The following is a 25955-nucleotide window of genomic DNA, read 5'->3' as shown; positions in this document are numbered from 1 at the left end:
AGACAGAAAGTAGATTGCAATTTAAAATAATTGCAAAATTTAATATCAAAAAAATTAAAAAATTTAAATAGCTTATTATATGTATGTGTTATAATCTTTATTGAGTTAAAATCAAAAATCTTATAAGTTTATACAGATAATAAATAATATTACATATTGTAAGAATTATTTTTATATAAAGAAGGTTAATTGATGCTAGTTATTAAATTGATACTTGTAAGTTTAGCTTGTTTATTTTTTAGTTTTATTTTGAAAGCCTCAGAAAAAGGAGAATATTACTTTAATAATTTACAAAAATGTGAAAAAGGTATTGGTAGTGCTTGTACTGAAATTGGATTTATGTACGATAAAGCTATTGGTGTTGCTAAAAATGACTATAAAGCAGTTGAATTTTATTCTCGTGGGTGTGATTTGGATGATCAAAGGGGATGTGTAAACCTAGGTGTTATGTGGGAAAAAGAGCAAGCTAATTTAAAAAGAGATGAAAAAAAAATAATGGAGTTATTTACTACCGCTTGCGAAGAAGATTATGGATATGGATGCTATTTTCTTGGTTTATCATATGAAGAGGGACAATTGATAAAGAAAGATACATCAAAAGCATATTTTTACTATAATAAAGCATGTAGTCTTGAAGTATCGGATGCTTGCACAAGAGTACAAGAGTTTGATGTTGAAAATATTAAATAAAAAATTGCAAATAGTGAATTAGCTTTTTTTAAAAGTAATTTTCATCTCATTTTGAAATTAAAATTGTTAAATTTTGTGTTATGTGTCAGATCTTAAATGAGCATAAAAATATAAGTAAATCTTTTAATGATATTGGTTTAGTATAGTAGCATATTTGGATATAGTTAATACTTTTTTAATAAGAAGATCTATTTGCTCTTTTTTCTCTAAATCCTCAGCAATTGACCCCATCCCAAGTCTAACTGACATTTCAATGGTGCTTTTGACAATGGCTTAATCTTTTTCATCTTAATATAAAATTATCGAAAACTTTTTTATTTAAATAGTGTCAATTGGAAACCTTTTAAGATATTTTAGTGATGATTTGCCAATTTTAAATTATCTAAAACCACTTTGAGTGGAGCTTTTAAATCTATGTATAATGATATTATAAAATCTTACATATAAAATAATGCTATTTTTATAAAATGAGTTAAAGAGATATATTATTTGCTTTAAGGATAGATATGGGCGATTATTTTGAAAAAAATGAAAAAAATTAAAGATATAAAAGATAGAGCCAAAATTATAAATGAGTTTTTAGATAAAATCCACGCTGCAATAATGAATATACTTTGAGAGAAATTGGATAGCTAGTTGGGTATTATAAGTAGATACTTAACGAGGTTTAAAAATTGCACTTAAAAATATAAAATTAGCGCAAATTACCCTTGATTGTAAATGACCAAAACCCTGAATTTATGATATTTTCAAATTTTATTTGTCTCATAAGCTGGGTAGGGCGAGAGTTCAAGTCCGTCCCCAGCTACCACAAAAAATTCTTTTTAATTTCTCTGAAGTTTAACATTAAAATAAAAGCCAAAAGATAATCCATGTTGGATTATCTTAACTTTTTTATATTAAATGTTTATTATTTTCTAATTAATTTGTTTTTTAATATTTTGTTTTTTATCTTTGTTTTCTTCCTGAAACCAGTATGGATCTATATAATTTTTGCTATTTTTATCTATTAAAATTTTTTCTATATTTTGCTTCTCACCTTCTTGAAACCAGTAAGAATTTAGAATTTTTTCTCCTGCAAAAGAGTAAATAGTTAAAATTAAAAAAGTAAGCATAAATTTTTTCATCATCTATCTCCTTTATATAATTTTTTCGGATGAAATTTTATAAAATTGATGTTTCAAAAGCGTTCCAATTTAAGTGAAATTATAGATTTTAAAAATTTTTATTATAAAATGTAAATAGAATATTTTTACAAGGATAACTATGAGTGATTGTTTTGAAAAAATGAAAGAAATTGTTAAAGATATAAAAGATAGTGAAGAAAGAGCCAAAATCATAAATGAATTTTTAGATAAAAATCCCCACTGCAATAATGAATATACTTTGAGTGAAATTGGACAGCTACTTGGTATCACAAGAGAAAGAGTTAGACAGATTGAAAACAAGATATTTCAAAAACTAAAACATCCAAAATATGGTAAAAAGTTACAAGAGATTGTAAAAGAGGTACTTAATTAAATAGCTATTTAAATATATGTATAGCTATAAATTTTCCTATCATAACCGCTAAACTTAATCCTAAAAATATTATAATTGCTGTAATTATCTGTTTTTTATCCATAAAAAGCCTTTTTCTTTTTTTATAAGTATAGTAAAATTTTTTAAATTTAAAAATTAGGTTTATAAAATGATAAAAAAAGCTGCAAAATTAATAAAAGAGGCAGAGTATTTACTTATAACTGCTGGTGCCGGCATGGGAGTTGATAGTGGTTTGCCAGATTTTAGAGGAAAAGAGGGTTTTTGGAGGGCTTATCCAATTGCTAAAAAATTAAATCTTTCATTTGAAGAACTTGCAAATCCAAGATGGTTTAAAGAAGATCCGCACCTTGCATGGGCTTTTTATGGTCATAGATTAAATCTATACCGAGATACTAAACCGCATGATGGATTTTATAAATTGCTTGAAATTGCTAAAAGTAAAAAAGATTATTTTGTTTTTACCTCAAATGTAGATGGACAGTTTCAAAAAGCCGGATTTAATGAAAATAAAATTTATGAAGTGCATGGATCTATACACTATCTTCAATGTTTGCTTCCTTGTGCCGATAATATATGGAGTGCAAAAAATTTAAAAATAGAAATTGATATGAAAAATTTCAAAGCGCTAAATCCTTTACCAAGATGTCCAAAATGTGGTGAGATAGCGAGACCTAATATTTTAATGTTTGGTGACTTTAGTTGGATAAGCAAAAGAGAAGATATACAAAGAGAATATTTTGAAAGTTTTTTAAATAGAGCCTATAATAATCTTGCCATAATAGAGTTTGGTGCAGGGACTGCTGTACCAACTGTTAGGATAACAGGTGAGCAAATTTCTAAAAATTTTAATGCACCACTTATTCGCGTTAATCCAAGAGAGCCTAATGGCGCAGATATAGAGCTTGCAATGGGGGCAAAAGAGGCTATTGAAAAAATTTATGAATTAGGTTTTCAATGAAAAGTTTAAAAGAAGAAATATTTAGAAGAACAGTTTTTATTACTGTTTTAATGATTTTACTTTTTGGCTTTTTTATTTCAACTATTTTTTATAGAACACAAACTGAAAATATCAATAATTTCATAAAAACAAAAAATAGTGAACTTGAATATTTTATAAAATCTTATTTTATTAAAATGTATAATGCTATAGAGTATTTAAGTCAAATTAGAGAGATTAGAAATGCTCCTTTTTTAAAAGAAAAAGAGCGACAAAAAGTTTTGGAACTTTTTAAAATATTTGAAAAAATTGATCAAGATATTAATTATATATATGCTGGATATAATAATGGATTACTTCTTATTAACAATTATACTCCTCCGCCTGGCTTTAATCCAGTAATAAGGCCTTGGTATAAAGCTGCTTTAAAATCTTTCCCAAATATTTCGCAAGGTATTCCATATCAAGAGATAAAAACAAAAGAGTGGCTTGTCTCTATTTCAAAAGCATTAGTAGATGACAAAGGAAAGATAAGTGGTGTTGTTTCTATAGATACTTCTATGGAAAAAGTGATCAAGAAACTTAATGAGAATAAAAATATTACTTCATTAAAAAATATTATTATGAAAGATGATGGAACAATTATTGTAGCAAATAATAAACTATATCTTGGAGAAAATTTTATAAAAAAATATAATATATCAAAAAATGTATTAAAAAAACAGGGCTTTTTTACATATGCTGAAAATAATCATAAAAAAATAGGATATATTAATAAAGTTGGAAAATTGAATTGGTATTTGATAACTTCTATAAATGAATATGATATATGGTATCCGACATTACTAAAAACATTTATTATTATTTTCATAATTTCTCTTTTATCAATATTTATTGGATTTTTTTATAGTGGTTTTTTTTCAAAAGAGATATTAAATGCATTACATAATCTTCAATATAATCTTTATGCAATCATCGAAGGAAAAACAAATAAATTAAAAAAGACAAATTATTCTTATATTGAATTTGCAGATATTGCACAAAATATAGAAAGTTTAACAAATAATGCTTTATATGAAAAAAATAAAGAGTTAACTAAATTAAACCAGATACTTTTAAAAATGGCAATAAAAGATAATCTAACGGAGCTATATAACAGAAATAAGCTTTTTGAAGAGATAAAAAAAGAAATATTAAATTTTAAAAGATATAAAGATCCATTTTGTCTCATAATGTTTGATATAGATCATTTTAAACATATAAATGATACATATGGTCATGATATTGGTGATAAAGTTTTAAAAGAGACTGGAAAAATTATAAAAAATATCATCAGATCTACCGATATAGCAGCAAGGTGGGGAGGAGAAGAATTTATGATCTTATGTCCTCATACTTCTTTAAAAAATGGTATAACTTTGGCAAAAAGATTAAAAGAGTCTTTTGAAAATCATGATTTTGGTATAGATAGTAAAGTAACTATAAGTATTGGTATTATTGAATATGAAAATGAAAAAGATACAATGAAAAATATTCTTAAAAAAGTGGATAAAAAATTATATCAAGCAAAAAAAGAAGGAAGAAATAGATATATTTATTAAAATGATTTAACAAATCTTTTTCTTTGAACTTGTAAAATCCTTTCTCTATTCCAATGAAAAGCTGCTTTTGATTGAAATATTTTTATAAGAAGATCGATATTGGAAAGAAAAGGATTAAAAACTATTTGGTTGTAACCTAGCAAAAGAAAAATCCTTAGAAGTTCTGGCGGACAGGGCGGGATTCGAACCCGCGGTGCCCTTACGGACACGCCTCCTTAGCAGGGAGGTGGTTTCAGCCAGCTCACCCACCTGTCCTTGAAGTGGATGAAATTATAGAAAAATTTCAAAGGTTTGTCAATATTTTCTCCACAATCTCTTTTGGATTGGAAGATTTATATATTGGTCTTCCAACAACTATAAAATCGCTTAAATTCTCTTTTGCAATTTTTAGATCAGCTACTCTTTTTTGATCACCTTTATCTTCACCAAAAGGTCTAATACCAGGAGTTAAAGTGATAAAATCTTTACTTGTTAACTCTTTAATTTTTTTGCTCTCAAATACAGAACATACAACACCATCAAGTCCAGCTTTATAAGCATCAATAGAAAATTGGTTTGCTTTATTCTCAATAGAGTCATTATAAATATATTTAAAACTTTTTTCATCAAAGGATGTTAAGACTGTAACTGCTAAAACAAGTGGTCTTTTTTCAAAAGTTTTAAGTCTTTGCATAACCATATTCATAGCTTCTTTGCCAGCACTGGCATGAATATTAAACATTTCAACACCAATTTTAGCAATCTCTTCAGCAGCATCTGCCATTGTATTAGGAATATCATAAAGTTTTAAATCAAGAAAAATATTAAAATTTGAATTTATCTCTTTTAACTCTTGTATAAACTCTTTTCCATCTCTTATATAGCTTCTAAGCCCCACTTTTAGCCAAATATCAAAATCTTTTATATTGCGAGCTAGTTTTATATTTTCATCTTTTGTTGGTAAATCTAAAGCAACACAAAGCTTCATTAAAATCCTTTTAATTTTATATTAATAATCAAAATTATATCAAACCTTCGATATAATAAGATAAATTTAAATAGGGGCAATTTTTGGAAATTGAGTTTAAAGATTTAAATGAGCTTTTAAATGATAAAAAGAAACTATTAACACAAATATATTTTGAACTGCAACAATTTTTTGAAAAAAAGTATGGACAAAATACAGTAGTTTTAATGGAGGTTGGCTCTTTTTTTGAAGTTTATGAGGTTAATAATGAAGAGTTAAAGATTGGAAAAGCAAAAGAGATAGCAGAGTTTTTGAATATTCAATTAACAAGAAAAAATAAATCCATTTTAGAAAATTCCATTGCAAATCCACTTATGGCAGGTGTGCCAAATTTTGCTCTTGAGAGATATCTTAACAGACTTATTCAAAGTAAAAAATATACAATAGTTTTAATTCGTCAAAAAGGCGAGCCTCCTAATGTAAAAAGATATCTTTCAAATATAATCTCTCCTGGAACAAATTTTGATTATCAAGTTGAACCTACAGAAAATTTTATAGTCTCTTTGTTAATTGGTGAAAATAGAGGCTCATATTATGCTGGATATAGTGCTATTGATGTAACTACTGGAAAATGCTATGTTAATGAAGTATTTTCAACAAGAGATGACAAAACATATGCTCTTGATGAGATATTTAATCTTTTGCAAACATACAATACTTCTGAAGTTGTTATAACTTTTGAAGGGGAGGTTGATAAAGAGTTTATTTATAACTATTTGGAGATTAAAAATCATTATACCTATAATGAAAATGCTCAAAGACTAAAAATCTCTTATCAAAATGAGCTTTTTTCAAAAGTTTTTTCAATCAAATCTATTTTAAGTCCAATTGAGTATCTTGATCTTGAAAAATATCCTTATGCAAGTGAATCTTTGGCATTTTTGCTGGATTTCATAATAGAGCATGACCCGGCAATTATAGAAAAACTAAATCGTCCGATATTTCTTGGAAATAATAAATTTGTATATCTTGGAAATAATGCTTTAGAGCAGTTAAATATAATCTCAAGAGATCCAAATGAGATGACGCTATTAAAGCTTCTTGATTTTACCTCCACTCCAATAGGAAAGAGAGTTTTAAAAGAAAGACTACTAAATCCTATACAAGATAAAAAAGAGCTTCAAAGAAGATATTTTTTGATTGAGTCATTGATTGAGGATTTTCCAAAGTTTGAAAGAATCTTAAAGCAGGTTTATGATATTGAAAGAATATTAAGAAGAATTAAATTAAAAAAGGCTCACCCTTTTGAGATGAACTATCTTCACTCCTCTTTATACTCAATAGAAAAAATATATAATGAAGCAAAAAAATATAATCTAAATATAGAAAATTTCTCAATAGAAGAGGTTTATAATTTTAGAAAAGAGCTTGAGAGAATATTTAATTTTGAAAATAGCGCAAAATATAGAAGAGACCAAATTGATAGTAATCTTTTTAATCCAGGTGTAAATATTTTTATAGATAAAATCGAAGAGGATATAAAAGATGTTTTATCAAAATTGGAAAAGATAAAAGAGCATGTATCATCATTCTTTGAAAAAGATGAAGGATATGTAAATATTGGATGGTTAGATAGTGAAGGGTTTTATATAAATCTTACTAAAAATAGATTTTCAATCATTGAAAAAGAGCTGTTAGAGAGCTTTATATTGATTGATGGGAAACATCTTTTTTTGAAAGAGTTTAATTTTAAAAAACTTAAAAATAGTGTAAAAATAAGCTCAAGTTATATAGAAGATTTATCAAAAGAGTATATCACTCTTCATTCAAGACTAATATCTTTAGTAAAAAAGACATATATTGAGGTTTTAGAAGATTTAGAAAAACTATATAGTGCTCTTTTGGAAAAACTGATAACTTTTATAGGTGAGCTTGATTTTGCAATAACTGGGGCTAAAAGTGCAAAATTATACAACTATTCAAAGCCAGAAATTGTAGATGAGAATATAATAGAGTTTATTGCGCTTAGACATCCAATAATTGAATCAAGAGAGGAAAATGGAATATATATACCAAATGATATTTTTTTGGGTAGAGTAGAAGATATTAAACATAACCATATTACAATTGAAGCAAGCGATTCAAAAGATATTAAAGGTATTTTGCTTTATGGTATAAATTCAAGTGGAAAAAGTTCATTAATGAAAAGTGTAGGTATTGCTACTATTATGGCGCAAGCCGGGCTTTTTGTGCCTGCGACTTATATGAGATACTCAATTGTTGATAAGATTTTTACAAGAATAGTTTCAAAAGATAATCTATATAAGGGTCTCTCAACATTTGCAATTGAGATGTTAGAGCTTAAAAATATATTCAATAGAGCCACATCTAACTCTTTAATTTTAGGTGATGAGATAAGTCATGGAACAGAGACATATTCAGCTCTATCCATAGTGAGTGCTGCAATTAAAAGGCTTAGTGAAATTGGAAGCTATTTTATATTTGCAACTCATCTTCATCAACTAACAGAATTAAAAGTAATAAAAGAGTTAAAAAATATTATTTTTTTACATTTAGGTGTAACTTATGATGAGGAAAATGATAAACTTATTTACAATAGAAAGCTTGAAATTGGCAGCGGAAGCACTTTATATGGTTTAGAGTTTGCAAAAGCTTTACATCTTGACAAAAAATTTTTAGATTATGCTTATGATATAAGAAAAGAGTTGACAAAAAGTTTTAATGAGATTGAGCTTTTAAAGAAAAAAAGAAGAAGCAGATACAATAAAAGTGTATATTTAACAAAATGTGCAATATGTAACGAAATAGTTGAAGAGGTACACCATATAAAGCCAAAATCTATGGCAAATTCTGGTTTTATAGAGCATTTTAAAGCAAATCATAAATACAATCTTATTCCTCTTTGTTCAAAACATCATAAAATGGTTCATGAAGGAAAAATTATCATAAATGGTTTTGTTATGACAGAAGAGGGTTTAAAACTACATTATACTGAGGTGGAAAAATGATAAAAGAGGCAATTGAGTATTTTGAAAATGATGAATATGAAAAAGCTTTGCCTTTATTTAAAAGTTTAGCTAAAGATGGAAATAGTGAAGCAATGTATTATATTGGAATGATGTATTATGAAGGGTGGGGAGTAGAAAAAGATTTAGATGAAGCTATAAATTGGTGGAAGAGAGCAAATAGAAAAGGAAATTTGGATGCTAAATATATGCTTCAAACAATTTCAACAGATTCAAGTGTGTTTGGAAGAGAGTAAATTAGTGGTGTAGGTGGTAAGGTGATAAGCGGAGAAGCAGTGAAGGAGTGAAGCGGGATAGTGGAGAAGAAATTAGTGATAGTGGATAGTGATAGTATTAGTGATAAGTTCAAAACTTTCCACCAATGCCAATACTAACGCTAATTCCCAATTCCTAATGTCTAATTTTTATGAAAAGGTTTTGAATGTATTTGTTTATAGTTACACTGATTTTATCTATTTTGGGTGTAGTAGCTTATTATCTTTATATAAAACAAAAAGGTGAAAAGCTTTCAAAAATTGAAAAAGGGATATGTCCGGAGTGTGAAAAGGAAAGTATTACTGTTAAAAGAAGTAAAAGTGGTGGATGTAGTGGTACGACAAATGTGATATATAGATGTGAAAATTGTGGATATGAAGAGGAGTTTAATGTTGGAGCCAGTGGATGTGGCTCCGGTAAATGTGGGATTTGATTATTTTTGAACGATTTGTATTATTTTCTCTACAACAGATGGGTCTTCAAGAGTTGAGGTGTCTTGTTTAATCTCTTCACCTTTAGCGATAGCTCTTAAAATTCTTCTCATAATCTTACCGCTTCTTGTTTTTGGAAGTCCTGGAACAAAAGCAACCTCATCAGCTTTAGCTAAAGGTCCTATATCTTTTGTTATAACTTCATTTATCTCTTTTGTTAGTTCAACCTCATCTGCAATACCTTCATCATCTTTTAAGACAACAAAAGCAAATACACTCTCTCCTTTTATTTCGTGGGGCTTTCCAACAACTGCGCACTCAGCTACTCTTGGATGGTGTCCAATTGCAGCTTCAATTTCAGCAGTTCCAAGTCTATGACCGCTTATATTAATAACATCATCCATTCTTCCTGTTATCCAAATATAGCCATCTTCGTCATATATAGCTCCATCACCACTAAAATATACAGGTTTTCCATCTTTTTTACATGTTCCAAAATAGCTTTTAACGAATCTATCTGGATCGTTCCAAATAGTTCTAATCATACTTGGCCAAGGTTTAGTTATACATAGATACCCTTTTTCATTTGGCTCTTTTTTGTTTCCTTCAGTATCAATTATTTCAGCAAAAATTCCTGGAAGTGGAAATGTTGCAGAACCTGGTTTTATCGGAGTAGCTCCAGGAAGAGGGCTTATCATATGACCGCCAGTTTCAGTTTGCCACCAAGTATCTACTATTGGACATTTCCCTCCACCAACTTTATTGAAATACCACATCCATGCATCTGGATTGATTGGCTCACCCACTGTTCCTAAAATTCTTAGACTTCTTAAATCATACTTTTCTGGCTCATCTTCTCCCATTTTGTGCAGAAGTCTTATTGCAGTTGGAGCTGTATAGAATTGATTAACTTTATACTCATCAATCATTCTCCACCATCTACCAGCATCTGGATATACAGGAACTCCCTCATACATCATAGTTGTAGCCCCTGCAGCAAGTGGTCCATAAACGATATATGTATGTCCTGTTATCCAGCCAACATCAGCTGTACACCAATATGTATCTTCCTCTTTTATATCAAATACCCACTCCATTGTAAGCTGCGCCCAAAGAATATATCCAGCTTGGCTATGCTGTACTCCTTTTGGCTTACCAGTACTTCCTGAAGTATAAAGTAAAAATAGAGGATCTTCACTATCCATAATTTCAGGCTCACAATGGCCGCTTTCATTTTTTATAAGCTCGTTATAATCGTAATCTCTTCCTTCATGCCAAGAGATATCTTCATTGTTTCTTCTAATAACCAAAACTGACTCTACACTTTCACAATCTTTTGATAGAGCAACATCAACTACAGGTTTTAAAAGATAAGGTTTTCCTCTTCTGTATGCTCCATCAGCAGTAATAACAAGTTTTGCCTGAGCATCAACTATTCTATCTCTAAGGGCTTCTGCACTAAAACCGCCAAAAACAACAGAATGTATTGCTCCAATTCTTGCGCATGCAAGCATTGCAAAAGCAGCTTCAGGAATCATTGGCATATAAATTACAACTCTATCGCCTTTTTTTATTCCAAACCTGTTTTTAAGTAGATTTGCAAATCTGTTTACTTCATAATATAGCTCTAAATATGTAATAACTCTTTTATCACCTGGCTCGCCTTCCCATATAATTGCAGCTTTATTTTTTCTTTTTTGAAGATGTCTATCGATACATTGCACAGTTACATTTAGTTTACCACCGATAAACCATTTGTAAAATGGCGCATTGCTATCATCTAAGACTTTACTATAAGGCTTTATCCAATCAATTTTTTCTTTAGCCAACCTATCCCAAAAACCTTCATAATCTTTTTTGGCCTCTTCAACTAAAGACCAATACTCATCCATACTTTTTATTCTTGCTACCTTTTTAATCTCTTCACTTGGGTCAAAAATAGGTATATTTTCCATATTTCCTCCTTTATTTTGTAGGATAAAGAATTGCACAATAATTATTATTTTCTTTTATATTACAAAAATTAATTTTTTGAATTCAATTTTTTCAAAATATATCTCAAATCACTCTCAAAATCATTTACATCCCAATACCCTACAATTTTTGTTATAGGTTTTTCATTGAAATCTAATATAAATATTGCAGGGACATATTTTGATTTTAAAAAATTTGGATAATTTTTCTTTTCTCTTACTATTTTTACTGGGATAAAATATTTATTTATAATATTTGCTATTTTTTCATCTTTGAGTGTTGTATTTTTCATTTTTTCACACCATCTGCATGGAGGATTTAATCTTTGCATAAAAACAAGAAGAGGCTTTTTTGTTTTTTTTGCTAAATTTAAAGCATTTTTGTAGCTATTTTGCCAATTTATTTGAGAAAAAAGTGAAGATATAAATAGTATTAACAATAAAATTTTTTTCATCAGCTCTCCTTGAGAAAAATTATTTTACTATAATAAATATTTATTATGAAACAGGATAGAAAATGATTTATGAAAATAGTTTAATTTTTATTGAAGAAGAAAGATCAGAGGTTCCATGGCTCAAAATTTTTGCTAAAAAAAAGTGTAAAGAGATGAGTGATTGCGATAAAGCAACAAAAGAGGCTATTTTTAAAGCTTTAGAATTTATAGAAAAAGAGATGATAAAATATTTTAAACCAGAAAAAATTAATATCGCCTCTTTTGGCAATTATGTTCCGCAGGTTCATTGGCATATAATGGCAAGATTTAAAAATGATAGTTTTTTCCCTGAGCCAATGTGGGGCAAAAAACAAAGAGAATCAAATTTGAAATTGCCAGATTTTGAGATTTTTTACAAAAATATTAAAAAAATATTGGAGGAGAATTTATGAGATTTCCAGAATTTTCAGTTAATGAAGAAAATATTGAAAATCAAAAAGAACAAGTCTTAAAAATTATAAATGATAATAGGAAAAAAATAGAAGAGCTTTTAAAACTTCCTTTAAAAACATATGAAAATTTTGTTCGTCCATTACAGTTAATGGAGGAAAAACTTGGATTTTATTTTAGTCCTATATCCCATCTAAATTATGTAAAAAATAGTGATAAAACAGAAAAAGTTTATAATGAATTATTGCCAGAAATTAGCAGATATCATACAGAATTTGGACAAAATGAAAATATTTATAAAGCATTAAAAGATATATATGAAAAAGAGTATGAAATTTTAGAGCAAGATAGAAGAAAAGTTTTAACAGATCTTTTAAAAGAGTTTGAATTAAGTGGTGTTGGACTTGATGAAGATAAAAAAAACAGGCTCAAAGATATAAATATAGCTTTGAGTGAGCTTAATTCTAAGTTTGCTCAAAATCTTTTAAAAGCTACCGATAATTATGAAATGATCATTGAAAATTTTGAAGATGTAAAAGAGCTTCCAAAAACTGACCTTGATGCAGCAAAAATTGAAAAAGATGGAAAAACTGTTTACAGATTTACTCTTAAACAGCCAAGCTTTATAACTTATATGACATATGGAAGCAACAGAGAAAAAAGAGAAAAGCTTTACAGAGCATATGTTACAAGAGCTCCAGAAAATGAGGATATTTTAAATGAGATATTAAAATTAAGAGATGAAAAGGCAAAAATTTTAGGTTTTAAAAATTATGCCCAGCTTAGTCTTGAGACTAAAATGGCAGCTGAACCTGAAAAAGTTGTTGATTTTTTAAAATATTTAGCAAAAAGAAGTAAAAAACAAGCGATAAAAGAGTTTGAAGAGCTAAAACAGTTTGCTAAAGAAAAAGGTTTAGAAGATGAGCTCCAAGCTTTTGATGTTGCATACTATAGTGAAAAGTTAAAAGAGGAAAAGTTTGGATTTGAAGAGGAGTATTATAGGCCATATTTTGAAAAAGAACAGACTGTAAATGGGCTTTTTAAATTTTTAAATAAACTTTTTAGACTTGAATTTAAGGAGGTTAAAACTCCTGTATGGGATGAGAGTGTAAAATGTTATGAATTGAGTTTGCCAAATAGATTGGTTGGTAGATTATATCTTGATCTTGAAGCAAGAGAGGGTAAAAGAGGTGGAGCATGGATGGATGAGTGGATAAGTCACCATATTGATGAAAAAGGCGAAACTATTTATCCAATAGCTTATATTGTTGCAAATTTTGCTCCATCAACGAAAGATAATCCAAGTCTGCTAAGACCAAGTGATGTTGTAACACTGTTTCATGAGATGGGACATGCCCTTCATCACTTATTAAGCGAAGTAAAAGAGCCTTTTGCTAGTGGAATAAGTGGAGTTGAATGGGATGCAGTAGAGTTTCCAAGCCAGTTTTTGGAAAATTTTGCATATGAGAAAAAGGTTTTAAAAGAGTTTGCAAAACATTATAAGAGTGGAGAAGTTTTAAGCGATGAGATGATTGATAAACTTGTGGCATCTAAAAATTTTCAAAGCGCAATGGCTATGGTTAGACAGCTTGAGTTTGGACTTTTTGATATGCTAATTCATATGCAATATCCTGTTAATGTTCAAAAAGTTTTAGATAGAGTAAGAGAAGAGGTTAGTGTGATAAAACCACCTAAATATAACAGATTTCAATGGAGTTTTTCACATATATTTGCAGGAGGTTATGCAGCAGGCTATTATAGTTATAAATGGGCTGAAGTATTAAGTGCTGATGCATTTTTTATCTTTGTAGATAATGGAATCTATAATCATGAAATAAGTGAAAGTTATCTTCAAGAGATATTATGCAAAGGGGGCAGCAGACCAGCATTAGATAGTTTCAAAGCATTTGCAAAAAGAGAGCCAGATAGTGAGGCGTTATTAAAACTCTGTTCAATTAGTTAAAAAGAGGTGAGAAGTGCTCAATGATGTTTTTTTAGGAAGGCAACCAATTTTAGATAGTGATAATAAGATATTTGGTTATGAGATTTTGTTTAGATCAAATGAAGAAAATGTATGTACAGAGTCTGATAATATAAGAGCAACTTCTCATATTTTAACTATTTTATTTAATAATATTGATTTTAAAAGTTTAACTGGAAATAAGCTTGGATTTATAAATGTTGATAATAATCTGTTAGAAAGTGATATATTATCTTTGATTCCACCACAAAAATTTATAATTGAAGTTTTAGAGACAGTTGTGCCTTCAAAAAAAGTTATAGAAAGGATTTGGTATTTAAAGGAAAAGGGTTATAAATTTGCACTTGATGATTATTTTTGTGACCCAAATAACTTTAAAATATATGAAGACTATTTTCCACTTTTTGATATTATCAAATTTGATATAGCTGATGTAAATCATCATGAAAAAGAGATGTTTAAAAAAATAGATTATTTTCAAAAATTAGATTCTTTATTATTAGCTGAAAAAGTTGAAAATGAAGAGGATTTTGAAAAATATAAATCTATGGGATTTGATCTTTTTCAGGGCTATTTTTTTTCAAAACCTGTAGTTTCAAAACAAAAAATGTTAAATCCAGATAGATTTACTATTATTTCCATATTAAATTTGATAGATAATAATGCAGAAATTAGCGAAATTGTTGAACTTATAAAACAAGAACCAAAATTAACAATTAATCTTTTAAAACTAATGAACTCAGCTTACTTTTCTTTTAGACAAGAGATCTCTTCAGTGAAACATGCAGTTGCCCTTTTGGGTATGAAAAATTTAAAAAGATGGCTTATTTTAATGTTATACTCAGGCTTAGAAGAGGATATTTCTTCAAACCCTATATTAATGCTAGCTAAAAATAGAGCTGATTTAATGTCACTTTTAGCTAAAAAAATAAAAATAGATGAAGAAATTGCATATCTTACTGGACTATTATCTTTAATTGACGTTATTTTTGAAGTTCCAATAGATGAAATTTTTAAAAGTATGAGAATTAGCAAGGAAATAAAAGATGCTATCATGTATAGATATAATATATATGGAAAACTTTTAAATTTTATTATTGCCCAAGAAGCCGGAGATAATAGTATGCTTTATAAATATTTAAATGAATTTAATATGAATGTTTCTGAATTTAATCAAATTATTATAAACAGCTATGCAAAATCAATTAGATTTTAATTTTTTATATATTCTATAGATTAGAGTGTCTTTATTAGTAGCTAAAAATCCTAAAATGTTATCAATTTCGCTTTTTTGATTTTTTTCAAAATCAAGCTGCATTGATGATTTTGCATCTTTAGGGGATTTTATTAATAATAAAATTGCTTTTTCTTTATCTTCTTTATCTAAATTTATACCATTTTGTTTTGCAATATCTATAATTTCATCAAGAATTTTTTCAAACTCATCTAAATGCTCTTTAGCAATCTCTCCAAAAGTTTTTTTATAATATGTTGTTAAAGCTGCAGTAGCCGCAATGAATAGATATTTTTGCCATATAGCTTTATCTATATCTTTTGGTGTTTTTACTTTGATTCCTGCTTTTTCAAAAAGCTCTTTTAATTTTTTTGTTTTATCATTAATATCTTCAAAAACAACAAGGGCACCTTTCCCTTTTACTTTTATTGTATCTGTTGATATTTTATTTGATATGATATAGATTGCACCTTTTATAACTTTAGAGTTTTTAAATATCTCTTTTAAAATATAATATGGCTTTATTCCATTTAAGAGAGGTAAAATTATGGTATTTTCATTGACATTTTTTTCTAACTCTTTTGCATGTTTTTCTAAAACATAGCTTTTTGTTGCAAAAATAACAATATCATACAACTTCGAAGTCGGACTTCGAACAATATTTGGATGATAGATTTTTTCTTGATTGTTTTCTATTATTTTTAATTGATGAAGAGATTTAGATATAAGATCAACATCTGCAACTTCACTTAGTTTTGCTGCAATATATCCTCCAACTCCGCCACCGCCAATAACTGCAATTTTCATATTTTTCCTTTATTTCTAAAGCCTGTCGGCTTTATAAAATGACCAAAAATCACGAACTATTTTACAGTTGTGATTTTTTTCAATGTCTACCAGATACTCATATGTTCATCACGAAAAACCTTGTTTTTCGGACTCACATATATTCATATCTTTCGGCTTGGCACGAAAACAAAGCAGTTTGTTTTCTAAAGCCTGTTGGCTTTGCCAAGCCTCTCTTTTAAGACTCTTTTTAATACTTTTCCCGTTGCATTTTTTGGAAGTTCATCCACAATATATATCTCTTTTGGAATTTTAAAATTTGCCAAATTTTCTTTTAAATATTTTTTTATTTCACTCTCTTTTATATTGCTTCCCTCTTCAAGTTCAATATATGCAACAGGTATCTCTCCACTTTTTTCATCTTTTTTCCCTATTACTGCAGCAGCTTTGATAAAAGGGTTGTTAAGTAAAATCTCTTCAATTTCTCTTGGATAGATATTAATTCCTTTTGAAATTATCAAATCTTTTTTTCTATCTACTATGTAAATAAATCCATCTTCATCCATATAGCCAAGGTCACCAGTTTTTAGCCAACCATTTACAATAGTTTGAGCTGTAGCTTCTGGGCGGTTAAGATAACCTTGCATTACATTATCACCTTTTACAATAATCTCTCCTATTTCACCATAAGGCAATTCAACCATATCTTCATCAACAATTTTTACTTCAACTCCTGGAATTGCAGGCCCTACAGATTTTGGTTTTTGCAAGTTTGGAAGGTTAACTGAAACTACAGGTGAACATTCACTAAGCCCATATCCTTCAAGAAGTTTTCCTTTTTTAAATTTTTGATTAAATTTTTTCAAAGTATCCTCTGGAAGTGCAGCAGCTCCACTTACATAAAATTTTACTTTATTAAATAGATGAAAATACCAAGGAAGTTTAGCTTTTGCAAGAGCTTTGTAAACATCTGGAACTCCAGTAAAAATTGTTACCCTTTTTAATAGTACCTGTTTTATTATATTTGAAAATGGCAATATTGACCTTATTATAACTATTGGGCTTGCAAAATATAGAGGCATTAATACTGTTACAGTTAATGTAAAAGAGTGAAACATTGGCAGATATACAATAAATCTATCTTTTGGAGTTATTTTTAAAAGTTTTTCAACACCTAAAATATTTGAGAATATATTTCTATAGCTAAGGAGTGCACCTTTTGGTTTTCCAGTGGTACCAGAAGTATATATAATTGTTGCAATATAATCAATATTTGGTTTAAAATCTATTTTTTCGTGAGATTCAAGATTTGATAATATCTCTTTAAAACTAATATTATTTTCATCTAAATCTTTATAATCACCTTCCCATATTATTTTTTGGATTTTTGTTTTTGAGAATAGATTTTTTGTCTCTTTTGCAAATTTTGCTGAGCTTATTAAAACTTTTGCATCGCAATCATTTAATATAAAAGCAATTTCATCCTCTTTTAAAAATGTATTAATAGGAACAGGAATAGCTCCTAATTTTTGTATAGCTAAGAATGAGACAATAAATTCAGTTGAATTTACAAGAACTAAACCTACTTTATCATTTTCTTTTATATTTATAAATTCTAAAAATCTTGCAAAAGTATCAACTTTGAGTTTTAACCTTTTGTATGTTATTTTTCTGTTTTCATCAAATAGAGCTATACTGTTTCCTCTTTTTTTCGCATGCCCATTTAATATTTCATAAAAACTGTTATATCTGTATTCAAACATGTTTAAAACCTATAATTAAAAGATAGGTTCAAAAGATGTGCTCCACCTTTGCTAAATTCTCCTACAATTCCATTGATATTTTGATCACTTAAGTTTATCTCTCTTTTAAATTTATAATCATACAGATATGCAATTCCTAATGATATATTTTCTTTATATTTATAAAGTGCTCCTAATGATAAAATTAAAGCATCGCTATCTGGAAGTTCATAGCCTAAAGTTTTAGCTGGTATTGGGGTTTGGTCATAGCTTAAGCCATACATTGTTGTTAATTTATCACTATTTTTATAGGTTAATCCAACTCTAAATGTATTTGTGTCATCCCAATCTTTATCTTTTTCTATATTATAATTTTCTGCATCGTCAAACTCTATTTTTAATTTTTTATAACTGCTCCAAAATGTTCTTTCATAAACAATTTCAAATCTTGCTTTTTCATTTAAATCTAAAGAGGTTGCTAAAATAAGTGTTGCTGGAAGTGGTACTGTAACTTTACCCGTTGTATCTACTTCATTTACTTTGTTTCCATTATTATATGTTGTAATTGTGGTATCACCCTTTTCTTTTAGATCTATTTTTGATCTATAAGTTGCTGAAACTATAAAACTTTTATCAAATCTATAACTTAATGCCAAGTTATATCCAAAAACTGTTCTAATGTCACCTTTCATATCATAATCTAAACTTGTTGTACTATTTACAGGTGGATTTAATTTAATTTTTCCATCTGTAAAAAGTGCTCTAACACCTGCGCCAATGGAAAAATTGTCATTTACAAGATAAGAAATTGTTGGATTAAATTCTAATGTTCTTAAAGTAAACTGTTTAGCACTCCATGTTTGAGGTTGCTCTTCCCATCTTTTTGAAAGTCCTGCAGGAGTTGTCAAAGATAGTCCATATCTTACCTTACCAAAAGGTTTTGATATGAAATGTAAATGAGGAATTAAAAAAGATTCACTTTTTGTTTCATTGTCTGCACTTTTCCCATATACATCTTTATAGTAAATAGGTGTATTCCCACTCATTCCAACTATCTGCTTACCGCTGTATTTGATTTTTGGAAGATATATTGCTGTCAATGCAAGCTCAAATCTTTGCTTTTCATTTAGGAAACTCATATTTGCTGGATTAAAATATGCACAATCTGCTTCATCTGCCCCAGCTACATAGGCTCCACCAAGTGCCAAAGATTTTATAGATTGTTCTGGGATTTTATATGCTGCTGCATAAGCTAAAGATAATAGGCCTAAAGTTAAAGAAGATGCAATAATTTTTTTCATAGCAAATCCTTGATGAGATTTTTTCGATTTTAACAAATTAGCTTATAAATCGAGTTTAAATTATTTGGTATAATTAAAAAAAATTTAAAAATGTATAAAAAGGAAAATATTATGTTTAATAGATTTAAAAAAGAACTAAAAATTTACGATATTTCAGATAGCGAATTAAATAGATTAAACTGGGCAAAAATTAAAATAAAAGATAAAGGTGATGTCTGGATAAAGCTTTTTCCAAATGAAGTTCCAAATACTGTAGCAAATTTTGCACATTTAGCAAATGAAGGATTTTATAACGGACTAAAATTTCATAGAGTTATAAAAGGTTTTATGGCTCAAGGTGGCTGTCCAAAGGGTACAGGAACAGGTGGACCTGGATGGGCAATACCTTGTGAATGTGATAAGAATATTCATAAACATGTAAGAGGTGCTATATCAATGGCACATGCAGGACGCGATACAGGAGGCAGCCAATTTTTTATATGTTTTGTTGATTGTCCTCATTTAGATGGGATTCATACAGTTTTTGGGGAAATTCCTGAAGATGATGCCTCATCATTTATGACTCTTGATATGATTGATCAAGGTGATATTATCGAATCGATAGAGATTTTTGAAAAAAGAGATTAAGATGTATGGTTTTACAAGAGTTGCTGCAATTTCTCCTAGGGTTTGGGTTGCAGATATTGAAAAAAATAGCAGCGAAATTATTGATCTGATTTTTAAAGCAGAGGAAAAAAATATTTCTATTGCAGTTTTTCCAGAGCTATCTTTAACTTCTTACAGTGCAGCTGATCTTTTTTTTCAAGATATATTGATTGAAAATGTTTATCAGCATTTAAACAGTATTTTGAAAAAAACAAAAGATTTAAATATAGTATTTATTTTGGGAGCTCCGGCAATTTATAAAAATAGACTTTATAACTGTGCATTTGTTTGTCAAAAAGGAGAAATTTTAGGAGTAGTTCCTAAAAGTTATCTTCCCACATATAAAGAGTTTTATGAAAAAAGATGGTTTGTAAGTGGAAAAAATATAAAAAGCTCTTTTTTGGATTTTTTTGATAAAGAGATACCTTTTGGAGTTGATCTTCTATTTCATTATAAAGATATTCTATTTGGAGTTGAGATTTGTGAAGATTTATGGAGTGTTATTCCGCCATCTTTGCATTATGCTCAAGCTGGGGCAAATCTGATATTTAATCTATCAGCAAGTAATGAGTATGTTGGAAAATATGAATATAGAAGAGAACTTGTAAAAACTCAAAGCGCAAGAATTGTAGGTGGATATATATATGCATCAAGTGGAGTTGGTGAATCTACTACCGATTTAGTATATGGAGGACATTTAATTATTGGTGAAAATGGAACAATATTAAATGAAAATAGCAGATTTCAAAGAGAAAGCCAAATTATAACTGCAGATATTGATATTCAAAAATTAAATTTTATAAGAATTAGTGAGACTTCATATAAAGATAGTGTTATTGAAAATTTTAGAGTTATAAATTTAAACCAATTAAATAAAATTGATACTTTAAATAGATATATAGATCCTCATCCATTTGTTCCTTCAAATCCTAATGTTATAGATAAAAGATGTCAAGAGATATTTAATATTCAATCAGCTGGGCTTGCAAAAAGAGTAGAGCATATTGGAAATCCAAAACTAATCCTAGGAATATCTGGCGGACTTGATTCAACATTGGCGCTATTGGTTTGTATAAAAACTTGTGAATTATTAAATAAAGATTTTAAAGATATTATAGCAATAACTATGCCTGGATTTGGTACAACAAGCAGAACATATGAAAATGCAAAAAAGCTTTGTGAATATTTTAGCGTAGATTTTAGAGAGATAGATATAAAAGATGCAGTTTTAGAGCATTTTAAAGAGATTGGGCATGATCCAAATATTCATGATATAACTTATGAAAATGCACAAGCAAGAGAGAGAACGCAGATTTTAATGGATATTGCTAATAAAGAGGGTGGTATTGTTGTTGGGACAGGAGATTTAAGTGAAATTGCTCTTGGTTTTTCAACATATAACGCTGATCATATCTCTATGTATAATGTAAATGCATCTGTTCCAAAAACATTGATAAGATATGTTATAAATTGGGTAGCTTCAAATATGGAAAAAAAGGTTGCAGATATTTTAATAGATATTATAAATACACCTGTTTCACCGGAGCTTTTGCCTAAAAAAGATGAAGAGATTACTCAAAAAACAGAAAATATAATAGGACCATATGAGCTTCATGACTTTTTTCTTTATCATATGATCAAATATGGAGCAACTCCAATAAAAATAGAGTTTTTAGCAAATATTGCTTTTGAAGATAGATATGATGAAAAAACTATTAGAAAATGGCTCAAAGTTTTTATAAAAAGATTTTTTGTAAATCAATTTAAAAGAAGCTGTATGCCTGATGGTCCAAAAGTTGGCTCAATCTCTCTTAGTCCAAGAGGCGATTGGAGAATGCCAAGTGATGCTGTTGTTTCTGAATGGATAAAAGATTTGGAAGGGAATGGGGAAGAATGTTAGTACATATATGCTGTAGTGTTGATAGTCACTTTTTTTTAGAAAAACTAAAAAAAGATTTTCCAAATGAAAAATTGATAGGTTTTTTTTATGATCCAAATATTCATCCATATAGTGAATACAAATTAAGACTTTTAGATGTAAAAAGAAGTTGCGAAAAATTGGGAATTGAACTTATTGAAGGGGAGTATGATTTTGAAAATTGGTTAAAAGCTGTAGAAGGTCTTGAAAAAGAGCCAGAAAAAGGGAAAAGATGTGAAATATGTTTTGATAAAAGATTAAAAGTTGCTGCGAGAAAAGCAAAAGAGTTAGGAGAAAAAAGATACACAACAACTCTTTTGGTAAGTCCTTTAAAATCTCAAGAGCAGTTAAAAAATAGTGCAAAAGAGATTGATAAAGAGCTGGATACTAAGTTTATATTTGTTGATTATAGAAGCGGTGGCGGTTCACAAGAGCAATCTCGTGTAACAAAAGAGCAAAAGTTATATCGTCAAGATTATTGTGGCTGTCTGTTTGGTTTGATGAATCAAAGAGAGGAACAAAATATTTTTATGGATGAGATGATAAATCCAATAAACAATCAAATATTACCAGCTTCCATAGAAGAGAGACTAAAAATTTATGAAGAGAGAATAAAATTAGAAGAGAAAAATATTGAATATAAAATAATAAGACAAAAATTTTTAAATTATAGATTATTGAGAGCATTTGTAAAAGAGGATAAAAATGTTATTCCATCCTATTTTCTTTATTATTCCACATCAAAAAGAGACTATATTAGAGGCAAAATAGATTTCGAACTTAGCAATGTATATTATTTAAATAGAGAAGAGGTAAGATTTATTGAGCTTAAATTTTTTAATGAGCTAAGTGGGCTTAATTTTAAAAGTGTTAAAGAGATGATATTTAGTGATTTTGATGTTAAACATGAGATAGAGGTAAGAAAACATTTGAGTTTTGAAGATTATGATACATCTGCAATAATTGTAGTTGATAAAATTCCAACAAAAAAAATTGAAATATATTTAAAATATAAACTATATAACGATGTTAGAGAAAATTTAGTAACATTAAGATAAAATATCGAAATTTAATAATATGGTTGATTAGTTGGGTGGCTAAGTAGTTGAGTGGTTAAATTGTAATATAAGAAACTACTCAACCACTCAACTATTTTGACAACTTAAACTTACAATAAAGGATAATAATGATAGATGTTGTAGAAATTCAAAACATATTACCACATAGATATCCTTTTTTACTTGTTGATAGAGTAACAGATTTGAAAGAGGGAGAGAGTGTAGTTGCTTATAAAAATGTAAGTATCAGTGAGCCAGTATTTGAAGGGCATTTTCCTGGTCATCCAATTTATCCGGGTGTTATGATAATAGAAGGAATGGCACAAGCTGGAGGAATTTTGGCTTTTAAAAGCTCATCGAAAGAGGCCCAAGAAGCTGCAAAAGATAAAGTTGTTTATTTTATGAGTATCGATAAAGCCAAATTTAGAAATCCTGTAAAACCTGGTGATAGATTAGAATATAGACTAAATGTCATTAAACATAGAGGAAATATCTGGGTGCTTGAAGGAAAAGCATATGTTGATGAAAATTTAGTTGCAGAAGCAGAATTAAAGGCTATGATTGTTGATAGATAGTGTTTTGGTGAGTAGTTGAGTAAGATGAGTAAGGAAGTGAGAAAGTGAGAAAATGGGGATAAGTAGGGAAGCGGAGAAGGTGTGAAGCTGTGAAGAAGCTAATTTCCAATTACCAATCACGTTTTACGAATTACGAATAACGAAACAAAATGGCCGGTGTCCAATGTCTAAAGACTAAAGGCTGACGACTAATGACTAATTTATGGAGTATTAATGATTTCAGAAAAAGCAATAATTGAAGAAGGCGCAAAAATAGGTAAAAATGTAACCATAGGGCCAAATGTTTATATCTCAAAAGATGCAATAATAGGTGATAATTGCGTTATTATGCAAGGTGCAGTTATTGATGGAAAGACTATAATTGGTGAAGGTACTAAAATTTTTTATAATTCAGTAATTGGGTCTATTCCTCAAGATATGAAATTTAGTGGAGAAGATGTAGAATTAATTATTGGCAAAAATAATGTTATAAGGGAATTTTGTCTATTTAATCCCGGAACAAAAGGTGGTGGAGGAAAAACAGTTATTGGAGATAATAATTTTTTTATGGGATATGTTCATGTAGCTCATGACTGTATTATAGGGAATAACTGTATATTAGCAAATGCTGCCACATTAGCAGGTCATGTTGAACTTGGGGATAATGTGGTAATTGGTGGAATGAGTCCTGTTCATCAATTTGTCAAAATTGGTGATTTTGCTATGATAGCAGGTGCTAGTGCAGTTAATCAAGATATTCCTCCTTATTGTCTTGCTGAAGGCAATAGAGCTGTACTTAGGGGATTAAATATAGTTGGACTTAGAAGAAAACTAGGAAGAGAAGTTGTTGATATTCTTAAAAAAGCATATAAAGAACTTTTTCAAAGTGGAAAACCTTTGCAAGAGACAGCTTTAAGTTTATATGAAAATAGTAATAATGATCATATTAAAAATTTAGCAAAATTTGTTTTAGAAACTAAAAGGGGAATACCTTTTAGATGAGCAAGAAGTCATTAGTCATTAAGTCATTAATCATTGAGTTTTATAGATAGTGTAAGAGTTAAGAATTAAGAATTTATTGATAGTGAATCGTGTTAGTGTTAGTTTAAAAAACTTAACACTAATTACTAATTACGAATAACGAAATAAAGTTACTAAGGACTACCGACTGATGTCTAAATTTAAATAAAGGAAATGGATGCTTAGAAAGTGTAGTTTTTGTGGATCTTATGAAAGTGAAGAAAATCCATTAATTGCAGGAAATGATGTATATATTTGTAAAAATTGTGTAGTATCAGCTTATAAAATTCTTTTTGGTGAAGAGGAAGAAGAGAGTAATGAAATAGAGTTTGATAAAGAGCTTATGACTCCAAAAGAGTTAAAAGCAGTTCTTGATGAATATGTAATAGGGCAAGAAAGAGCAAAAAAAATTTTTGCAGTTGCTGTATATAACCATTACAAAAGAATTTTTAAACAAAAAAATATAGAAGAAGATGATACTGAAATAGCAAAATCTAACATTTTACTTATTGGACCTACAGGAAGTGGAAAAACTTTAATGGCCCAAACTATGGCAAAATTTTTAGATGTACCATTAGCAATTGCTGATGCAACAAGTTTAACAGAAGCTGGTTATGTGGGCGAAGATGTAGAAAATGTGTTGGTTAGACTTTTGCAAGCTGCTGATGGTGATGTTAAAAAAGCTGAGAGAGGAATAATTTTTATAGATGAGATAGATAAAATTTCAAGATTAGGAGAAAATAGGTCTATTACAAGAGATGTTTCAGGTGAAGGAGTTCAGCAGGCTCTTTTGAAAATTATTGAAGGAAGTGTAGTAAATATTCCTCCAAAAGGTGGCAGAAAACATCCAAATCAAGAATTTATTCAAATAGACACATCAAATATTTTATTTATTTGTGGCGGAGCATTTGATGGATTGACTGATATAATAAAAAGAAGACTTGGAGGAAATGTTTTAGGTTTTGGACAGGAGAAAAAAGGGAAAATGGAAGATGAAGAGGTTTTAAATTATGTAGAACCTGATGATCTTGTTCAGTATGGACTGATTCCAGAGCTCATTGGTAGACTTCATATGATTGCAACTTTAAATCAATTAAGCAAAGATGATTTTGTTCGAATATTAACTGAGCCAAAAAATGCTTTAGTTAAACAGTATAAAAAGCTTTTTGCAATTGATGATGTTGAACTTTCTTTTGAAAAAGAGGCATTAGAAGCAATTGCAGATTTAGCTATCAGAAGAAAAACCGGAGCGAGAGGGCTTAGAGCTATTATGGAAGAGATAATGGTTGATATTATGTTTGAACTTCCAGAATATAAAGGTTATGAAATAGTTATAACTAAAGATGTTATTGAAAAAAAAGAAAAACCAATTTTTATTAAAAAAAATATTCAAAAGAGCGCATAAGGAAA

Annotated in this window: 24 protein-coding genes and 1 tRNA gene; 16 read left to right on the top strand and 9 right to left on the bottom strand. The window is 28.7% G+C overall.

Features of this window, described 5'->3' with window-relative positions:
• Window positions 1-192: 192 nt before the first annotated feature.
• Window positions 193-690 carry a tetratricopeptide repeat protein gene (locus QML81_RS00655; protein ID WP_281951265.1) on the top strand — a complete coding sequence of 166 codons (498 nt, stop codon included), beginning with the start codon at window positions 193-195 and terminating at the stop codon, window positions 688-690.
• Window positions 691-1607: 917 nt separating this feature from the next.
• Here QML81_RS00655 and QML81_RS00650 read toward each other — a convergent pair.
• Window positions 1608-1820 carry a hypothetical protein gene (locus tag QML81_RS00650; protein WP_281951264.1) on the bottom strand — a complete coding sequence of 71 codons (213 nt, stop codon included), beginning with the start codon at window positions 1818-1820 and terminating at the stop codon, window positions 1608-1610.
• Window positions 1821-1956: 136 nt separating this feature from the next.
• On the opposite strand from QML81_RS00650, the gene QML81_RS00645 reads away from it, so the two are divergent.
• The 3 genes from QML81_RS00645 (at window position 1957) to QML81_RS00635 (ending at window position 4770) form a co-directional block, all read left to right on the top strand.
• Entirely contained in the window at window positions 1957-2211 is a 255-nt protein-coding gene (locus QML81_RS00645) for a sigma factor-like helix-turn-helix DNA-binding protein (RefSeq protein WP_281951263.1), read from the top strand.
• A 169-nt stretch (window positions 2212-2380) separates the two neighbouring features.
• Window positions 2381-3190: an SIR2 family NAD-dependent protein deacylase gene (locus QML81_RS00640; protein ID WP_281951262.1), complete on the top strand. Its 810-nt coding sequence runs from the start codon at window positions 2381-2383 to the stop codon at window positions 3188-3190.
• Window positions 3187-4770: a sensor domain-containing diguanylate cyclase gene (locus tag QML81_RS00635; protein ID WP_281951261.1), complete on the top strand. Its 1584-nt coding sequence runs from the start codon at window positions 3187-3189 to the stop codon at window positions 4768-4770. The genes QML81_RS00640 and QML81_RS00635 overlap by 4 nt, the downstream gene beginning before the upstream one ends.
• Here the strand turns inward: QML81_RS00635 and QML81_RS00630 are convergent.
• The 3 genes from QML81_RS00630 to pyrF all read right to left on the bottom strand — a co-directional run bounded on the left by QML81_RS00630 (window position 4767) and on the right by pyrF (window position 5737).
• Window positions 4767-4913 carry a hypothetical protein gene (locus QML81_RS00630; RefSeq protein WP_281951260.1) on the bottom strand — a complete coding sequence of 49 codons (147 nt, stop codon included), beginning with the start codon at window positions 4911-4913 and terminating at the stop codon, window positions 4767-4769. The two genes, QML81_RS00635 and QML81_RS00630, sit on opposite strands and share 4 nt — an antisense overlap.
• 21 nt (window positions 4914-4934) lie before the next feature.
• Window positions 4935-5025: transfer RNA gene (locus QML81_RS00625), tRNA-Ser, on the bottom strand.
• A 28-nt stretch (window positions 5026-5053) separates the two neighbouring features.
• Window positions 5054-5737: an orotidine-5'-phosphate decarboxylase gene (gene pyrF, locus QML81_RS00620; protein WP_281951259.1), complete on the bottom strand. Its 684-nt coding sequence runs from the start codon at window positions 5735-5737 to the stop codon at window positions 5054-5056.
• A gap of 89 nt (window positions 5738-5826) precedes the next feature.
• Here pyrF and QML81_RS00615 point away from each other — a divergent pair, with 89 nt between their 5' ends.
• The 3 genes from QML81_RS00615 to QML81_RS00605 all read left to right on the top strand — a co-directional run bounded on the left by QML81_RS00615 (window position 5827) and on the right by QML81_RS00605 (window position 9451).
• Window positions 5827-8745 (top strand): MutS-related protein, encoded by a 2919-nt coding sequence (locus QML81_RS00615; protein WP_345741180.1) that lies wholly within the window; start codon window positions 5827-5829, stop codon window positions 8743-8745.
• Window positions 8742-8999 carry a tetratricopeptide repeat protein gene (locus QML81_RS00610; protein ID WP_281951257.1) on the top strand — a complete coding sequence of 86 codons (258 nt, stop codon included), beginning with the start codon at window positions 8742-8744 and terminating at the stop codon, window positions 8997-8999. Before QML81_RS00615 ends, QML81_RS00610 begins: the two co-directional genes overlap by 4 nt.
• Window positions 9000-9184: 185 nt before the next feature.
• Window positions 9185-9451, top strand: coding sequence for a hypothetical protein (locus QML81_RS00605; protein ID WP_281951256.1), 267 nt, complete (start codon window positions 9185-9187; stop codon window positions 9449-9451).
• On the opposite strand, the gene acs is transcribed toward QML81_RS00605, so the two are convergent.
• Together acs and QML81_RS00595 are read right to left on the bottom strand one after the other, a co-directional pair.
• Window positions 9452-11404: an acetate--CoA ligase gene (gene acs / locus QML81_RS00600; protein ID WP_281951255.1), complete on the bottom strand. Its 1953-nt coding sequence runs from the start codon at window positions 11402-11404 to the stop codon at window positions 9452-9454. It abuts the gene before it with no gap.
• A 68-nt stretch (window positions 11405-11472) separates the two neighbouring features.
• Window positions 11473-11877 carry a thioredoxin family protein gene (locus QML81_RS00595; RefSeq protein ID WP_281951254.1) on the bottom strand — a complete coding sequence of 135 codons (405 nt, stop codon included), beginning with the start codon at window positions 11875-11877 and terminating at the stop codon, window positions 11473-11475.
• Window positions 11878-11939: 62 nt separating this feature from the next.
• Between QML81_RS00595 and QML81_RS00590 the strand changes: the two genes are divergently transcribed.
• From QML81_RS00590 to QML81_RS00580, 3 genes are read left to right on the top strand one after another with little or no spacing between them, the layout of a single operon-like run.
• The gene (locus tag QML81_RS00590) at window positions 11940-12308 is read left to right on the top strand and encodes an HIT family protein (RefSeq protein ID WP_281951253.1); all 369 of its coding nucleotides are present in this window, start codon (window positions 11940-11942) and stop codon (window positions 12306-12308) included.
• Entirely contained in the window at window positions 12305-14269 is a 1965-nt protein-coding gene (locus QML81_RS00585) for a M3 family metallopeptidase (RefSeq protein WP_281951252.1), read from the top strand. Before QML81_RS00590 ends, QML81_RS00585 begins: the two co-directional genes overlap by 4 nt.
• Window positions 14270-14282: 13 nt before the next feature.
• Entirely contained in the window at window positions 14283-15503 is a 1221-nt protein-coding gene (locus QML81_RS00580; protein ID WP_281951251.1) for an EAL and HDOD domain-containing protein, read from the top strand.
• Here QML81_RS00580 and QML81_RS00575 read toward each other — a convergent pair.
• From QML81_RS00575 to QML81_RS00565, 3 genes are all read right to left on the bottom strand, one after another.
• A complete protein-coding gene (locus QML81_RS00575; RefSeq protein WP_281951250.1) occupies window positions 15489-16328 on the bottom strand; it encodes a ketopantoate reductase family protein in 840 nt (279 codons plus the stop codon). The genes QML81_RS00580 and QML81_RS00575 overlap by 15 nt on opposite strands.
• A 185-nt stretch (window positions 16329-16513) precedes the next feature.
• Window positions 16514-18070, bottom strand: a complete 1557-nt coding sequence (locus tag QML81_RS00570) for a fatty acid--CoA ligase (protein ID WP_281951249.1) — start codon at window positions 18068-18070, stop codon at window positions 16514-16516.
• A gap of 2 nt (window positions 18071-18072) precedes the next feature.
• A complete protein-coding gene (locus tag QML81_RS00565; RefSeq protein ID WP_281951248.1) occupies window positions 18073-19350 on the bottom strand; it encodes an OmpP1/FadL family transporter in 1278 nt (425 codons plus the stop codon).
• Between the two features lie 111 nt (window positions 19351-19461).
• On the opposite strand from QML81_RS00565, the gene QML81_RS00560 reads away from it, so the two are divergent.
• From QML81_RS00560 to clpX, 6 genes are all read left to right on the top strand, one after another.
• Window positions 19462-19977 (top strand): peptidylprolyl isomerase, encoded by a 516-nt coding sequence (locus QML81_RS00560; RefSeq protein ID WP_281951247.1) that lies wholly within the window; start codon window positions 19462-19464, stop codon window positions 19975-19977.
• A 1-nt stretch (window position 19978) separates the two neighbouring features.
• On the top strand, window positions 19979-21895 hold the full coding sequence (locus tag QML81_RS00555) for an NAD(+) synthase (protein ID WP_345741179.1): 1917 nt from the start codon (window positions 19979-19981) through the stop codon (window positions 21893-21895).
• Window positions 21889-22971 carry an epoxyqueuosine reductase QueH gene (locus tag QML81_RS00550; protein ID WP_281951245.1) on the top strand — a complete coding sequence of 361 codons (1083 nt, stop codon included), beginning with the start codon at window positions 21889-21891 and terminating at the stop codon, window positions 22969-22971. The genes QML81_RS00555 and QML81_RS00550 overlap by 7 nt, the downstream gene beginning before the upstream one ends.
• A gap of 128 nt (window positions 22972-23099) precedes the next feature.
• Window positions 23100-23546, top strand: a complete 447-nt coding sequence (gene fabZ / locus QML81_RS00545) for a 3-hydroxyacyl-ACP dehydratase FabZ (RefSeq protein WP_281951244.1) — start codon at window positions 23100-23102, stop codon at window positions 23544-23546.
• A 213-nt stretch (window positions 23547-23759) separates the two neighbouring features.
• Entirely contained in the window at window positions 23760-24527 is a 768-nt protein-coding gene (gene lpxA / locus QML81_RS00540; protein WP_281951243.1) for an acyl-ACP--UDP-N-acetylglucosamine O-acyltransferase, read from the top strand.
• A 196-nt stretch (window positions 24528-24723) separates the two neighbouring features.
• The gene (gene clpX / locus QML81_RS00535) at window positions 24724-25950 is read left to right on the top strand and encodes an ATP-dependent Clp protease ATP-binding subunit ClpX (RefSeq protein ID WP_281951242.1); all 1227 of its coding nucleotides are present in this window, start codon (window positions 24724-24726) and stop codon (window positions 25948-25950) included.
• Window positions 25951-25955 lie beyond the last annotated feature (5 nt).

It is taken from the genome of Nitrosophilus kaiyonis, assembly GCF_027943725.1.
GTDB classification, from domain to species: domain Bacteria; phylum Campylobacterota; class Campylobacteria; order Campylobacterales; family Nitratiruptoraceae; genus Nitrosophilus_A; species Nitrosophilus_A kaiyonis.
This window is presented reverse-complemented; position numbering and strand designations above follow the sequence as displayed.

Coding starts and splice junctions, on each gene's coding strand:
- QML81_RS00655 (WP_281951265.1), top strand. CDS start 193: ATGCTAGTTATTAAATTGATACTTGTAAGTTTAGCTTGTTTATTTTTT.
- QML81_RS00650 (WP_281951264.1), bottom strand. CDS start 1,820: ATGATGAAAAAATTTATGCTTACTTTTTTAATTTTAACTATTTACTCT.
- QML81_RS00645 (WP_281951263.1), top strand. CDS start 1,957: ATGAGTGATTGTTTTGAAAAAATGAAAGAAATTGTTAAAGATATAAAA.
- QML81_RS00640 (WP_281951262.1), top strand. CDS start 2,381: ATGATAAAAAAAGCTGCAAAATTAATAAAAGAGGCAGAGTATTTACTT.
- QML81_RS00635 (WP_281951261.1), top strand. CDS start 3,187: ATGAAAAGTTTAAAAGAAGAAATATTTAGAAGAACAGTTTTTATTACT.
- pyrF (WP_281951259.1), bottom strand. CDS start 5,737: ATGAAGCTTTGTGTTGCTTTAGATTTACCAACAAAAGATGAAAATATA.
- QML81_RS00610 (WP_281951257.1), top strand. CDS start 8,742: ATGATAAAAGAGGCAATTGAGTATTTTGAAAATGATGAATATGAAAAA.
- QML81_RS00605 (WP_281951256.1), top strand. CDS start 9,185: ATGTATTTGTTTATAGTTACACTGATTTTATCTATTTTGGGTGTAGTA.
- acs (WP_281951255.1), bottom strand. CDS start 11,404: ATGGAAAATATACCTATTTTTGACCCAAGTGAAGAGATTAAAAAGGTA.
- QML81_RS00595 (WP_281951254.1), bottom strand. CDS start 11,877: ATGAAAAAAATTTTATTGTTAATACTATTTATATCTTCACTTTTTTCT.
- QML81_RS00590 (WP_281951253.1), top strand. CDS start 11,940: ATGATTTATGAAAATAGTTTAATTTTTATTGAAGAAGAAAGATCAGAG.
- QML81_RS00585 (WP_281951252.1), top strand. CDS start 12,305: ATGAGATTTCCAGAATTTTCAGTTAATGAAGAAAATATTGAAAATCAA.
- QML81_RS00575 (WP_281951250.1), bottom strand. CDS start 16,328: ATGAAAATTGCAGTTATTGGCGGTGGCGGAGTTGGAGGATATATTGCA.
- QML81_RS00570 (WP_281951249.1), bottom strand. CDS start 18,070: ATGTTTGAATACAGATATAACAGTTTTTATGAAATATTAAATGGGCAT.
- QML81_RS00565 (WP_281951248.1), bottom strand. CDS start 19,350: ATGAAAAAAATTATTGCATCTTCTTTAACTTTAGGCCTATTATCTTTA.
- QML81_RS00560 (WP_281951247.1), top strand. CDS start 19,462: ATGTTTAATAGATTTAAAAAAGAACTAAAAATTTACGATATTTCAGAT.
- QML81_RS00555 (WP_345741179.1), top strand. CDS start 19,979: ATGTATGGTTTTACAAGAGTTGCTGCAATTTCTCCTAGGGTTTGGGTT.
- QML81_RS00550 (WP_281951245.1), top strand. CDS start 21,889: ATGTTAGTACATATATGCTGTAGTGTTGATAGTCACTTTTTTTTAGAA.
- fabZ (WP_281951244.1), top strand. CDS start 23,100: ATGATAGATGTTGTAGAAATTCAAAACATATTACCACATAGATATCCT.
- lpxA (WP_281951243.1), top strand. CDS start 23,760: ATGATTTCAGAAAAAGCAATAATTGAAGAAGGCGCAAAAATAGGTAAA.
- clpX (WP_281951242.1), top strand. CDS start 24,724: ATGCTTAGAAAGTGTAGTTTTTGTGGATCTTATGAAAGTGAAGAAAAT.